General features: G+C 46.1%; 11 protein-coding genes. 5 read left to right on the plus strand and 6 right to left on the minus strand.

Annotated elements, in window-relative coordinates; genetic code table 11:
• Positions 1-22: 22 nt before the first annotated feature.
• Complete coding sequence (locus tag PMG25_RS19735) at positions 23-1,417, minus strand: adenylate/guanylate cyclase domain-containing protein (protein ID WP_283768611.1); 1,395 nt, start codon at positions 1,415-1,417, stop codon at positions 23-25.
• A 203-nt stretch (positions 1,418-1,620) separates the two neighbouring features.
• On the opposite strand from PMG25_RS19735, the gene hpsJ-A reads away from it, so the two are divergent.
• Positions 1,621-2,406: an HpsJ-like protein, cyanoexosortase A-associated gene (gene hpsJ-A, locus PMG25_RS19740; RefSeq protein WP_283768612.1), complete on the plus strand. Its 786-nt coding sequence runs from the start codon at positions 1,621-1,623 to the stop codon at positions 2,404-2,406.
• Between the two features lie 127 nt (positions 2,407-2,533).
• On the opposite strand, the gene PMG25_RS19745 is transcribed toward hpsJ-A, so the two are convergent.
• Positions 2,534-3,643, minus strand: coding sequence for a saccharopine dehydrogenase family protein (locus PMG25_RS19745; RefSeq protein ID WP_283768613.1), 1,110 nt, complete (start codon positions 3,641-3,643; stop codon positions 2,534-2,536).
• Between the two features lie 383 nt (positions 3,644-4,026).
• On the opposite strand from PMG25_RS19745, the gene argZ reads away from it, so the two are divergent.
• The 3 genes from argZ to PMG25_RS19760 all read left to right on the plus strand — a co-directional run bounded on the left by argZ (position 4,027) and on the right by PMG25_RS19760 (position 6,820).
• Positions 4,027-6,135, plus strand: a complete 2,109-nt coding sequence (argZ, locus tag PMG25_RS19750; RefSeq protein WP_283768614.1) for a bifunctional arginine dihydrolase/ornithine cyclodeaminase — start codon at positions 4,027-4,029, stop codon at positions 6,133-6,135.
• 31 nt (positions 6,136-6,166) lie between these two features.
• Entirely contained in the window at positions 6,167-6,382 is a 216-nt protein-coding gene (locus PMG25_RS19755; RefSeq protein ID WP_283768615.1) for a hypothetical protein, read from the plus strand.
• Positions 6,383-6,460: 78 nt separating this feature from the next.
• Positions 6,461-6,820 (plus strand): ArsR/SmtB family transcription factor, encoded by a 360-nt coding sequence (locus PMG25_RS19760; protein ID WP_283755106.1) that lies wholly within the window; start codon positions 6,461-6,463, stop codon positions 6,818-6,820.
• A 9-nt stretch (positions 6,821-6,829) separates the two neighbouring features.
• Here the strand turns inward: PMG25_RS19760 and PMG25_RS19765 are convergent, their stop codons facing one another.
• Positions 6,830-7,426, minus strand: a complete 597-nt coding sequence (locus PMG25_RS19765; protein WP_283768616.1) for a GerMN domain-containing protein — start codon at positions 7,424-7,426, stop codon at positions 6,830-6,832.
• A gap of 133 nt (positions 7,427-7,559) precedes the next feature.
• Positions 7,560-8,393: an LmeA family phospholipid-binding protein gene (locus tag PMG25_RS19770; RefSeq protein ID WP_283768617.1), complete on the minus strand. Its 834-nt coding sequence runs from the start codon at positions 8,391-8,393 to the stop codon at positions 7,560-7,562.
• Between the two features lie 80 nt (positions 8,394-8,473).
• Here PMG25_RS19770 and PMG25_RS19775 point away from each other — a divergent pair, with 80 nt between their 5' ends.
• On the plus strand, positions 8,474-8,659 hold the full coding sequence (locus PMG25_RS19775; RefSeq protein WP_283768618.1) for a hypothetical protein: 186 nt from the start codon (positions 8,474-8,476) through the stop codon (positions 8,657-8,659).
• Positions 8,660-8,662: 3 nt separating this feature from the next.
• Here PMG25_RS19775 and PMG25_RS19780 read toward each other — a convergent pair whose 3' ends face one another.
• On the minus strand, positions 8,663-10,906 hold the full coding sequence (locus tag PMG25_RS19780) for an ATP-binding response regulator (protein ID WP_283768619.1): 2,244 nt from the start codon (positions 10,904-10,906) through the stop codon (positions 8,663-8,665).
• Between the two features lie 97 nt (positions 10,907-11,003).
• The gene (locus tag PMG25_RS19785; RefSeq protein ID WP_283768620.1) at positions 11,004-12,449 is read right to left on the minus strand and encodes a protein adenylyltransferase SelO; all 1,446 of its coding nucleotides are present in this window, start codon (positions 12,447-12,449) and stop codon (positions 11,004-11,006) included.
• Positions 12,450-12,469 lie beyond the last annotated feature (20 nt).

Here is a 12,469-nt window from a genome sequence, read left to right on the forward strand (position 1 = left end):
CATGAGCGGCTATCCTATCGGTTTAGGATAGCCCTTTTTGTTGTTGCAGTTTACGGATTAAAAAATAGGTTTTCATGAGACCTTTGCCTTTGATGGGAATTTCTCCCCGTTCTTGAAAGTGATATTTTCCTTGGAGCTTTTCATAGGTGGATTGACTGACCTGAATCGTGCCAGGGAGACCGTGGGATTCCATGCGACTGGCGGTATTGACGGCATCTCCCCAAAGATCGTAACTAAATTTTTTTGTGCCGATGACTCCGGCAACGACGGGCCCGGTATTGATACCAATGCGGATTTTAAAGTGTTCTTGAGATTGGTGATTAAATTCTTCGATCGCCCCTTGCATCTCTAAGGCCATATTGGCGATCGCCTCTGCATGATCGCTGCGCTCCATGGGAATTCCTCCAGCAACCATGTACGCATCGCCAATGGTCTTGATTTTCTCTAGATGGTGCTTTTGAGTCAGAGCGTCGAAGCGAGAAAAAATTTCATTGAGAAACTCAACTAATTCAGAGGGTGAAAACCGCTCGGCCAGCTCGGTAAACCCCACTAAGTCGGCAAACAGAATGGTGACTTCGGTAAAGCCATCGGCAATGGTAGATTGGCCGTTTCTCAATTGAGAGGCGATCGCCTCTGGCAAAATGTTAAGCAATAAGCGCTCCGATTTTTCTTGCTCCTCATGTACTCGACAGAACATTTGATGAAAAGCTTGCATGACTGCGCCTAATTCATCAGAGCGTTCCGTAGAGAAGGAATAAAACTGTTGCTCAACCCGACGGCGATCGGGATGAGATAAGGCCTCTCCTGCGGCGATTAAATCATCTCGTAGGCGTAAAATGGGGATAATTACCGTTATGCCTAAGACCAATAAGGTTGAGGAGGTGACCACCACAGCAATAATGATCACTAATCCTAGAATGCGCCATTTATAGGCATTGAGCAAGGGTTGAATCCGTTCAGCATTGTGGCGTGCCACTAGGGTATAGTCAATGCCTAAATAGTCTCCAGACCAAGCCACATCATAACGCAGTTGGTTCCAGGTGCGATCGCGGACAACCCAATCCTGTTGGCTTTGCTCAAAGGAAATTTCTGGTAACTCCCCCAACTCAAAAACCGCTTCTCCGGTGCGATCGTAAATCGTAATCCCCACAATAATCGAATCTTGAGTCAGGGTTTGCACCTTTTGATGAAATTCTGGATCGGCATACATTTCTGGCGAACTTAACCGGACAATCGAATCAATAATGGCCCAAGAGACCTCTTCGAGTTGTCTTAATTCTTGTCGTTCTTGCCGATAATAGGACGGAATTAAAATAATCCCTTCAATAGCCATTAAACTCACAAACACCCAACCCGCAATCTTACGGGATAACTGAGCGCTCAACAGGTGAACTAAGGTCGAAAACCGAATAGACATCCATAAGATCCTAAGAATACAAGCTCAGAGATCTCTACATCCAAGATCCCCATTTATCATGATGTCACCCAAAGTTAAACGGCTGCTGAATGGATGCAGATGCAGAGAGAGACTGGGAATCAGCTACCATAAGTCTAGACCAACCTCAGTGCATCTTATGGGGTCTGGAAATTTTTCACCCTCAGTTACCCCTTGCTATCCCTATGCTAGAGCAACAACCCAAACCCGATCCCCCAACTGAGACTGTATCCCCTCCCTGGTTCCACGATCCTCCCCATCCCAAGGATTCAGGACTGTTTCTTTCCGAAGCTGTTTTTAACCGCACCCTGCTGCTACTCCCTCTGGTGGGGTACACGCTCTTGGGTTTAACCGTGATTCATACCGTGATTCTGTTCATTCCTTTCCAACCCTTGAATGCGGTTTGGGTGCTGGAAACCATGGGACATTTGGTTGAGGGATGCTGGTTTCCGTTATTGGGATTGGCATGTATTCTTTATGGTCGCTGGGGTTATGTCGATCGCTGGGAATTGAGGTTATGGCGTTTTTTGTCTCGGATGACCTTGTGGGTGGGTTTGGGCTATTTATTGATGGTTCCTGTGGGGATTCGCCAAACTTGGCAGATTGATGGGATGAACCAGATTCAGTTACAGGCCCAAATGGCTGAATATAATCAGGTGTTTGTCCAGGCTCAGGAGCGTCTTGAACAAAGCCAATCTTTAGAAGATTTAAATGAATTAAGGGTTTGGATGTTTCCCGATCGCCTCTTACCGATCCCTGATAATGCCCAAGAGCTGAAGGAACAATTACAGCAGGAATTAATCCAGACTCAGGCTCAGTGGGAGGAGCAGTTAGAGAGTCAGGGGAGAGGCAGACGGTTGACCCTGATTAAACAGTCGGTTAAGTGGAATTTAGGGGCAATTCTGGCGGGAGTGGCGTTTTTGTGGTTTTGGAATAAGACTCGTTGGAGTCGTCATGTGCGGTTGCGTTGACAATGGGTCATTTAAAATAGGGCTTTGTTTGTAGTAAGCACGAAGAGTGCTTAAAAGCCTAGCTGGAGATTGCTCAAGCAATCACTACAAACAAACTCTAATGCACCAAATTAGCTGAAACAATCCACTACGATGATTTGCTTATATTACTTTGACGCGATAAAACTCCCGTTTCGCTTCGCGATCGCATCATTTCGGCAAATTCTTCTGAAGTTATTGCCTGTTCCACCGGCCATACTCCGGGTTTTTTGAGCTTCCCATTCCAGATCCACTCGGCTAAGGCTCCTGTGCCACATCCGGCGGCGATCGCCGTGTGGGGATGGTAAAATCGGCTCTGATAGTGGGCCCGTTGTCCGTCTTTCTCTCCTTCCGCTTCAACGATCATGACGATACCGACTCCAGAGAAGCGATCGCTCACCTGAGTCATGCGATAACTAATTTGCGAGAGTCCTTCAATAACGAGGGGATGGTTGATCCAAGATTGGGGTAATTTGGTCATTAGAGCGGTTAAACGGTTGTAAATATCCGGTGCAGAACCAAATTTCGTAATTACATTCTGTACCGGGAAACTTTCCGCTAATGTCCAAGCTTCCGGCACATCATACCAATAGACTCCCAGAGAATTAAATGGGGGGCCAAAATCGATGATTTGGCGATCGCTGTAGGGGGCGATCGTTTGCCATTGTCCCCCCATCCAGGCTAAAAACGGATGTTGCAGCCCCAAAAACGTTGTCCGCATCACCGTAATTCCAGCACCTCCAGACCCTCCCACCGCATAATAGAGGCGAATGGTTTCTACTCGGTCAAAGCCATCTACCGCTTGCCGCACCATGCCATTAGAAATGCCCGGAAACACCCCCGTATTCACGATCGCGGTAATTCCAGCCTCTTGTGCTGCGGGGGCTAACTCCAGTGCTTTTTGGGTAAACGAGCGATGATCGCTCACATCCAGATAATTGACTCCTTGCTCAATACAGCTTTTGAGGACTCTAGCATCCCGATGGTGAAAGGGGCCCGCGCAATGAATCACCAGTTGACTTTCGGCGATCGCCTTTTGGAGCTGTTCCAGATTTCCTAAATCCAGGGGCAAAAATTCCCCGATTAGGTCTCGATCCTTTCTCGGATGCTGACGACCCGTGACCACCAGCTTTGCGTCCATGTGCTGTTGCAAATCTTGGGCCACATGATGGCCAATTCTTCCCGTTCCTCCGATAATTAAGATCTGATTTTTAGCCAACTGCTTCACCTCAACGGGTTATGAAATCCTGACTCTTTCTGGGTAAAGAGTCTTAACCATGATAGGATATTGGGTTGGCATAAGGCTTCTATCTCTTAACCGTTTTCAGCCTAAAAAACGGAAAACAGATATATAGCGTTTTCATTTTAAGACGCACTCCTTGGAATGTCCTCTTCCTATATCCCTCTCCCACAGGAGAGGGACTTTGGCTCCCCTTCTCCCTTCGACTTCGCTCAGGACAGCGCCTGCGGGAGAAGGGGTTAGGGGATGAGGGGAAAATGTTTCGGCGAGAGCCGACATAAACGCGACTGATTGAAAAATGCTATAGCAACTCCAAGAAGACGCAAAATCCTGAAAGCCTCTACCTTATCTTCAATTGAATTATGACTGATCCAATTCGCTTTTTAATGTGTTCTCCTGACCACTATGACGTGGATTATGTAATTAATCCCTGGATGGAAGGAAATATTCACAAATCCTCTAGTTCTGTGGCGGCAGAACAATGGGAGAAACTTCACCATATCATTAAAGACCATGCCATTGTCGAGCTAGTGAAACCCGAACAGGGATGGCCGGATATGGTCTTTACCGCTAATGCGGGTTTGGTGCTGGGTAAGGATGTTGTTCTCAGCCGGTTTTATCACCCAGAACGACAAGGGGAAGAACCCCATTTTAAGGCCTGGTTTGAATCTCAAGGATTCACAGTCCATGAACTGCCCAAAGATGTACCCTTTGAAGGGGCGGGTGATGCCCTGTTTGACCGGGAAGGAAGATGGTTATGGGCGGGATATGGTTTCCGGTCAGAATTGGATGCTCATCCGGCGATCGCTGAATGGTTAGATGTAGAAGTCTTGTCCTTACGGTTAATGGATGAGCGCTTTTACCATCTCGATACCTGTTTCTGTCCCTTAACTGGGGGCTATTTGCTCTACTATCCAGCCGCCTTTGATGGCTATTCTAATCGCCTGATTGAAATGCGGGTTCCGGCAGAAAAACGGATTGCTATCAGTGAGCCGGATGCGGTGAATTTTGCTTGTAATGCGGTCAATATTAACGATATTGTCATTCTTAATAAAGCCACTAAGGAGTTACGCGATCGCCTAGAAGCAGTGGGTTACCGGGTGATTGAAACCCCGTTAACTGAGTTTTTGAAGGCGGGGGGCGCGTCTAAATGCCTCACCCTGCGAATTACGGAACCGGTACGCACGGAACTGCACGCCACTACGCAAATCGATACCCGCACGATTCATATGATGGGCCATTTACTCGATGCAGGGTTGATGAACCGGGCGTTAGATTTGATTGTAGATGGGGGCGGTAGCTTCAAGGTTCTCAACTTTAACTTGGGCGAACAACGGCAAAGTCCCTCGGAAGCGGAGGTGAAAGTTTCGGCTCCTTCGGCGGAAGTGCTGGACGATATTATGTCCCAGTTGATTGATTTGGGGGCAGTGCCAGCTTCTGAAGATGAGCAAGAATCCTTGCGCGAACCAGTTCCCCAACCAGGAGCGGCTCCGGATGATTTCTATGTGAGTACCATTTATCCCACAGAAGTGCGGGTTCGGGGCACTTGGGTGAAAGTGCAACATCAACGCATGGATGCCTCGATCGCCGTGACCTATACGGATCAAGGGCCGGTGGCAAAATGTAAATTAATCCGAGATTTGGCGATCGGTGAAGACGTAATTGTGGGCACTCGCGGCATTCGCACCTTGCATAAGGTGGAAAACCGGGAGCAAAAAGCGGCTCAAGAATTTAGCTTTATGAGCGGTGGAGTCTCTAGTGAGCGCCGCGTAGAACTGATGGTTGAGCAAGTGGCTTGGGAATTGCGCCATATCCGCGATCAAGGGGGTAAAGTGGTGGTAACAGCCGGCCCGGTGGTGATTCATACTGGGGGTGGACAGCACCTAGCTACCCTGATCCGGGAAGGGTATGTGCAAGCGCTGCTCGGCGGAAATGCGATCGCCGTCCACGATATCGAACAAGCGATGATGGGAACCTCCTTGGGCGTAGACATGAATCAAGGAGTCGCCGTCCAAGGAGGGCATCGTCATCATCTGAAGGTGATTAATAAGATTCGTCGCAGTGGCAGCATCGCCCAAGCGGTAGAGTCTGGAGTGTTAAGCAAAGGGGTGATGTACGAATGTGTCCGCAATCAAGTCCCCTTTGTCTTAGCCGGTTCCATCCGCGATGATGGCCCATTACCGGATACGCAAATGGATATGATTTCGGCTCAACAGCAATACGCCGAACTCCTGAAAGGCGCGGATATGGTACTGATGCTCTCCTCCATGCTCCATTCTATCGGCGTGGGCAATATGACTCCTGCGGGCGTGAAGATGGTTTGTGTAGATATTAATCCGGCTGTCGTGACTAAATTGAGCGATCGCGGTTCCCTAGAATCCATTGGTGTGGTCACCGATGTAGGCTTATTCCTCAGTCTCTTGGTCAACCAATTGAACCAACTGACCACCGTTTATCAAACCGTATCCTAAGCTCCCCGTGAGCAGATAGGGAGATAGGGAGATGGGAAAATCGCCTATTCCCCACTCCCTATTGCCTATTGCCTATTCCCCATTCCCCACTCCCCATTCCCCATTCCCCATTCCCCATTCCCCATTCCCCACTCCCCATTCCCCATTCCCCATTCCCTATTCCCCATTCCCCATTCCCCATTCCCCATTCCCCACTCCCCATTCCCCACTCCCCACTCCCCATTCCCTATTCCCCACTCCTTCATGACCCTATTGCCATTGATCAATAAATTGCTACAATTTGAAGAACAACTGCCCACTCATTGTCGTTGATTCTTTAACCAACATGGCATCCCAACAGGTTCCCCAAGAAGTCGTCGATCAAGTTGCTGAATATTTCAGTGTTCTCTCAGAACCCATGCGCTTAAAGCTCTTAAACCTATTGCGCGAGCGCGAGCAATGTGTACAAGAGCTAGTGGAAGCAACCCAAACCAGTCAAGCAAACGTCTCGAAGCACCTCAAACTGATGTTACAAGCGGGCATTCTGCAACGACGGGCGGAAGGAACGTCAGCCTACTATAGCGTTAAAGACGAATTGATTTTTGAGTTGTGTAATTTAGTGTGCGATCGCCTCGCCAGTCGCATCGAACAGCAAGCCCGTCAATTCCGAGATTTTAGTATGACGGGCAAACAACTGGTGTCCTAGAGGGATTTCTTAGAGAGCAAATTCCCGGTCATAGACTTCGCGAGTCATCGGTTGCTGAATTTCTAAGCCTCCACCGCCTAAATATTCTAAGGGTTCACCTTCAACTGACAACCAAACGGGAGCCTCTGGGTCTAAACTGGTAGCCGTATACAAAATTTGCCCTAATCGTCCCATCATCGAGGCGCTACCGCCTCCTGTGGTGAATTCCTGAGAAATATTTAGGTGAATACCATCTGCTCTTTCCTCCAAGCTTAACAAGGTTGTGCCTGGGGGGATGGTGCTGGCCATTTCGGGATCGGCGGGAGCCTCTAAAACCGTTTTCAATGCTAGGGTTAACTGCTCTTCGGATGACCCAACGGCTTTCATTTGCACCGGAGTAGAGACCAATTCTAAAGCATTTCCCGTGTCTTGGAGCCAATAAGCTTGAGGCGTATTGTTTTCCGATGGGGTGGGTTGGACTTCTTCCAGGATGGAAGAGGAACTATTTGGGGCCTGCATAGACCGGATCATCCACCAGGCTGTACCCCCTCCAGTCCCTAAAATTAAGGCTGATAGTCCAACGACTATGCCAATATGAATACCGCGATTTTGTTTATGTTGTTCCATAATTGCCGTCCTTATTGAGTTGCGGGATTTTGAATACAGTAGGTAAAAGGCAAGGGAAAAAAGGTAAAAGCAACCTGGTTTTCCTATGACCCATAGCCCATTACCAACATATGATATGGATCGAGGTCTACTCCTATGTATCAGGATCATCTGAAGGGTCAAGGGGAGGCTGAACTCTGAGAAATCCAGCTATTTCCAGTTGACCCGGAGTAATCTGCATCTGCAATAGGCGCAGGATCACGGAGTTGGATTCGAGGGTGCGGAGGTCAAATTGTTCGCGAACACCCTCTTGAATCAGATCGATCGCCAGGGGAGGAACCGGTTCTTGGTTAACTGTGACCTCCAGATCGACGAGTTCTAAACCCCACCCTTTTATGATAGTGAAACCCGATTCGACGGCAAGGGCCAGTTCAAAGGGTTCGGAGGAGGGTTCGGTTTCGGGGTTCGAGAGTTGCACAAGTTGGACTTGCAGTCGTATGCGGTTGTCCAAAAAGGTGATTTGTGGGTTAACGATATGATAGCGCTCCAGTTGAGCTGCCGCTACACGGGGGAGGGAGGAGATCGCTATTTGTCGCAGGCGATCGCTCATTTCCGGAGAGTCTAACCACTCGTTAAGGGCGGTATCTGTGAACCCAATGCTTACTCCCGCTTGTAAAGGTCGATCGAGAAAGGACAAACCGGGGCCTTCACGGAAATTGTCCGGGTTGATATCAATGGCATCGGTTTCTATCTCCAGTTTAGCCAGTTGTAACCCCGGAGTGAGCATAATTCCTCTTCCGGCGATCCTTAGCTGTCCCACTTGCCCTTGTAGCAGTCGGTGAGCGGGAGCATTATCGACCCGTACTTGCCAAGTTTCTGCCTCATCGAAGGTGGATTTGAGGAAAGATTGAGTGATTTGATCCAGCAACAGCCCCGACGGAGAGGCGACTAGGAATAAGCTGGATAAGAGAATAGTTAAGGCTTCCATGAGTGCAGGTTTGTAAGGGTAAGGTCAGGGGTTTAGATGTTATACAATGATCGAGGATCGAGCAGTTTTGAGCCTGGGTCTTGATGAAAACTTTAGATTGGCCTCGAATTCTTCGCAATGGGGTGATTACAGCCTGTTTAGCCTATGGATCGATGAGTTTCTGGACTCAACCCCATTGGTCGATGTTACTGTGGGGAGCGGCGATCGGGGGAGTGGTGGAGTTGGGGTTTCAAGCTAGGCGCGATCGCCAGCCTCCTACTCGTTAATCACTACTCGTTAATCACTAAAGGTTCAACCAATTCCAGAATTTTATCTAACCGATAATTTTTAGCTAATTCGCCGATCTGCTCTCGACTTTGGCTCTCAGACTCAGGAAACTCCTTGAGCAGCTCGACAACTTGCTCATCATCTGCTTCACAGCAGGCTTGGTACAATTTTTGCAGCCAAGCCAAAGAGAGGGATTCCATCGATTTTTGCAAGTTATCTAACGACTCTAGAGACCCCCCAGCAATAGTTATGTTTTCTACTTGTTCTTTCTCCAAATTCAACGTAATATCTACCCGATCGGATAGTCTTTGGAACGGCAGAATTACCGTTACTTTTGTCCCCCGACCTACTTGACTCTGAACCCTAATTTCTCCCTCCATTTGCCGTACTATTTTTTTACACATGGGCAACCCTAATCCCATTCCTTCTTGAAAATCTCCACTCTTGAAATGACGTGAAAAGGGTTCAAATAGATGCTCTAACTCTTGAGGTTCAATCCCACACCCAGTATCTTCAACTTCCCATTGAATCCAATCAATTTCTGATAACTCTGGATTAACAGAATTGGGATCTCTCGAAAACTCTCTATCCTCCTTCTCTGGCTCAAATCGAGTAACTTTTATTTTGATCTCACCTTTTTCAGTGAATTTCAAAGAATTATCCAGTAAGTAATTAAAAATTTTACCAAAGAAGTAAGCATCTGCTTGAATAAAACGAGGAACATTGGGAGAGAGTTGAAAAACCAAAGACAAATCTTTGCGATTTAATCGAGTTTTAAAGTCAGATAATAATTGTTCTAAGAATTCTGAAACTGAGATCACACTGATGCATCGGTATTGATCCATATCATCTTTTTTAGAGAGCGAAATAACATCATTGATTAATTCTAAGAGTTTATATCCACTACTATAAATTTGTACCACTAAGGATTTTTGTGATTCTGCGATTGCCGGATCTTCAACTAGAACTTGACTAAATCCCAAAATACTATTTAAAGGGGTTCTGAGTTCATGACTCATCTGACTGATAAACTCACTTTTGACTTGATTCGCTTTTTCGGCTCTTTGATTAGCTTGCTTGAGTTGATCGACTTTAATTTTCAACTGTTCATTAATGATCTCTAATTCTTGGAAAGAATGATTCAGTTTTGTTGTCATCCCATTGAAGGTCATAGCCAGAGTGCCGATTTCGTCTTTACTCAATACGGGTACATGACAGTTAAGATCCCCTTGAGAAATCTTGATGGCTGCTTCTGATATTTCAGCAATGGGTTGGACTAATTTACGAGTGACCATATAAATTATTGTTAATATAGTTACCAAAAACAAGCAGCCAATCAGTAAGATTTGGCGAGCGAGTCTTTCGGCTAAAGAAAAGGCTATTTTTTGGGGAATTTCTGCAACCAAACCCATGTTTTTATCTTCCAACCACCGATAAAATCCTAAGACTGGAATCTGTTCATGGTTTTTATATAAACCCGATCCATTTCTTCCTTCAAGAACTGAGTTTATGGCTAAACTATTAATCGATATTTTTTCATCTTCATTTTCTAAATGTAGAGAGTTAACAAATGTATTTCTGCCACTAATGCGACCAATTAAGTATAATCTACTGTTATTTAGATCTGCCTCTTTATGAATAACCTTATCGACTTCTGCTAAATCTAACTCAATGGAAAGATAAGCAATTTTCTGATTGTTTTGATAAATTGGAGTGACTAATGTAATGGCTTTATTTTGAGTGATAATAGAGTTATAGAATATGGGATTTATGGTATCTTTTGGGCTAGTAATATAAGTTGTCAAGTGTCCTAATGGCTGGTAAGTTTTTTCCAGCAGAGGATTAGTTGAGAGTAGAACAATGCCTTGATTGCTGACGATAGAGACGATTTTGATATTCGATTTGACTTGAGTGATGGTGTTTAAAATGTTTTTGAGTTCTGCATAAGTTTGATCTGCATCAAAACTGGAATCTAATGGAGGGTTAATAAAACGGTTTGTTTTGGCTATAATTTCCGGAAACTGAGCTAATAAGAAAATATCCTGAATTTGTAGGGAAAACCATTGATTTATTTCATTTTCTTTGAGAGAAACTGCTAATCCAAGCTGATTAATTACTGATTGCTTGAGGGAAGAACGAGCTAGAAGATAAGCACTCCCAGCAACTAAAACAATAATTAAAAAGGAGACACTTGAATAATAAAATGCCAGTTTTCTCAGGAGACTTTTTTCAAAGAAACGAATCATAATGATGGAACTCAAAAGCCATGAATTTGAAGGTTAAGAATAGATGGAGTATTCAGTAAAGAAAACATCGATTTCTCAGCTATATTACGGGATTATCTTAATGTTGAAGTTGTTGTAAAAAATCAATCAATGGTTGCCAATTATCGTCAACCATAATCGAATTCCAAATGGTTTCGATCGCCGGTCTTAAGAGATCGACGGTGGGGTTCACCTTTTGCAGGCGATCGCCCATTTCAGCCAATTGTTCTTCCGAGTTTCGACCTAATATCCTATGATACAGGATTTTCCAAGCCTGCCAGATATGACTGGGGCCAGCACTAGACCAGTTGGGAATTTCATCGATTCCTACTGACCAACTGGGATCAAAGGTTTCCCGAAGACCGATAAAAAATTGTGGGTATCCTTTCTGGGTATCTTTGAGTAATTTTACAGTTAGCTCGATCAACTCTTGGGCTTCAGAGTCCTGGACTCGATCGGGTTCCAACCCTAACCGACATAACATTAGGTTCTGATAGGCATGTTCATAATGAACATTAAATCGCTCTAAACTCTCTTGCATGGCTGTTTTGGGGATTACTTTACCCAGAGCAACACTGAGGAGTTCTAAATTGAGTTGACACACCAGGGGTTGATTCCCATAACTGTAGCGTCCGGAATAGTCGAAATAGGCGGCGGTAAAATTCGGGTCGTAGTGGGGAATGAAGCCATAGGGGCCATAGTCGAAACTTTCACCGGTAATGGACATATTATCGGTATTCAAGACTCCATGACAAAAGCCTGCGGCCATCCATTGAGCGGCGAGTTGGGCTACCCGTTGCACCAGTTGATCGTAAAATCGGATGTAGCGCTCTGGTGCGGGTTCAGGTTGGACTAGGGGGAAGGGAGCGGGATAATACTCTTGGATGACATGATCTAAGAGTTTGGCGATTAAATCCGATCGCTCAAAATAGCGCAATCGTTCAAACGTCCCAAAGCGGATATGGGAACGACTCCAGCGTACCATGACACACGATCGCGTCGGAGAGGGTTCATCCCCTCGCCATAAAGACTCTCCCGTTTCAATGAGACTCAAACAGCGAGAGGTGGTTACCCCCAACCGATGCAGCATTTCCCCGGCTAACACTTCCCGCACTCCCCCCTTCAGGGTTAACCGGCCATCTGCTCCCCTAGAATAGGGAGTCATGCCCGATCCTTTTGTGCCAAAATCATACAGTTGACCATCCACAGCTCGCACTTGGCCATACAAAAACCCCCGACCATCACCGAGCCAAGGGTTGTATTCTCCAAATTGATAGCCATGATACCTAAGAGCTAAACAGGGAAGATCGCTGTCAAATTTACCGAAAAAGTCGATAAAATGGCGATCGCTCACCTGCTGGGGATCGAGTCCCATTTTCGGCAAGAGATCGTCATTGCGCCATCGCAAAATATGTTCGGGAAATTCGGTGGGGACTACGGGATCATAATAATCATCCCCTAAGTTTTCTAGGGCATTTTCGATGTTCAAATGCTCAAAAGGATTGTTATTTACCCTGTCAGTCATCACCATTACTCTTGATCTCT

The organism is Roseofilum capinflatum BLCC-M114 (assembly GCF_030068505.1).
Classification (GTDB): Bacteria; Cyanobacteriota; Cyanobacteriia; order Cyanobacteriales; family Desertifilaceae; genus Roseofilum; species Roseofilum capinflatum.

What these genes read in the sequence shown, in the direction of transcription:
- argZ (WP_283768614.1), top strand. Translation starts at nt 4,027, where the DNA reads ATGACTGATCCAATTCGCTTTTTAATGTGTTCTCCTGACCACTATGAC.
- PMG25_RS19735 (WP_283768611.1), bottom strand. Translation starts at nt 1,417, where the DNA reads ATGTCTATTCGGTTTTCGACCTTAGTTCACCTGTTGAGCGCTCAGTTA.
- PMG25_RS19780 (WP_283768619.1), bottom strand. Translation starts at nt 10,906, where the DNA reads ATGATTCGTTTCTTTGAAAAAAGTCTCCTGAGAAAACTGGCATTTTAT.
- PMG25_RS19760 (WP_283755106.1), top strand. Translation starts at nt 6,461, where the DNA reads ATGGCATCCCAACAGGTTCCCCAAGAAGTCGTCGATCAAGTTGCTGAA.
- PMG25_RS19785 (WP_283768620.1), bottom strand. Translation starts at nt 12,449, where the DNA reads ATGACTGACAGGGTAAATAACAATCCTTTTGAGCATTTGAACATCGAA.
- PMG25_RS19755 (WP_283768615.1), top strand. Translation starts at nt 6,167, where the DNA reads ATGGGAAAATCGCCTATTCCCCACTCCCTATTGCCTATTGCCTATTCC.
- PMG25_RS19770 (WP_283768617.1), bottom strand. Translation starts at nt 8,393, where the DNA reads ATGGAAGCCTTAACTATTCTCTTATCCAGCTTATTCCTAGTCGCCTCT.
- hpsJ-A (WP_283768612.1), top strand. Translation starts at nt 1,621, where the DNA reads ATGCTAGAGCAACAACCCAAACCCGATCCCCCAACTGAGACTGTATCC.
- PMG25_RS19765 (WP_283768616.1), bottom strand. Translation starts at nt 7,426, where the DNA reads ATGGAACAACATAAACAAAATCGCGGTATTCATATTGGCATAGTCGTT.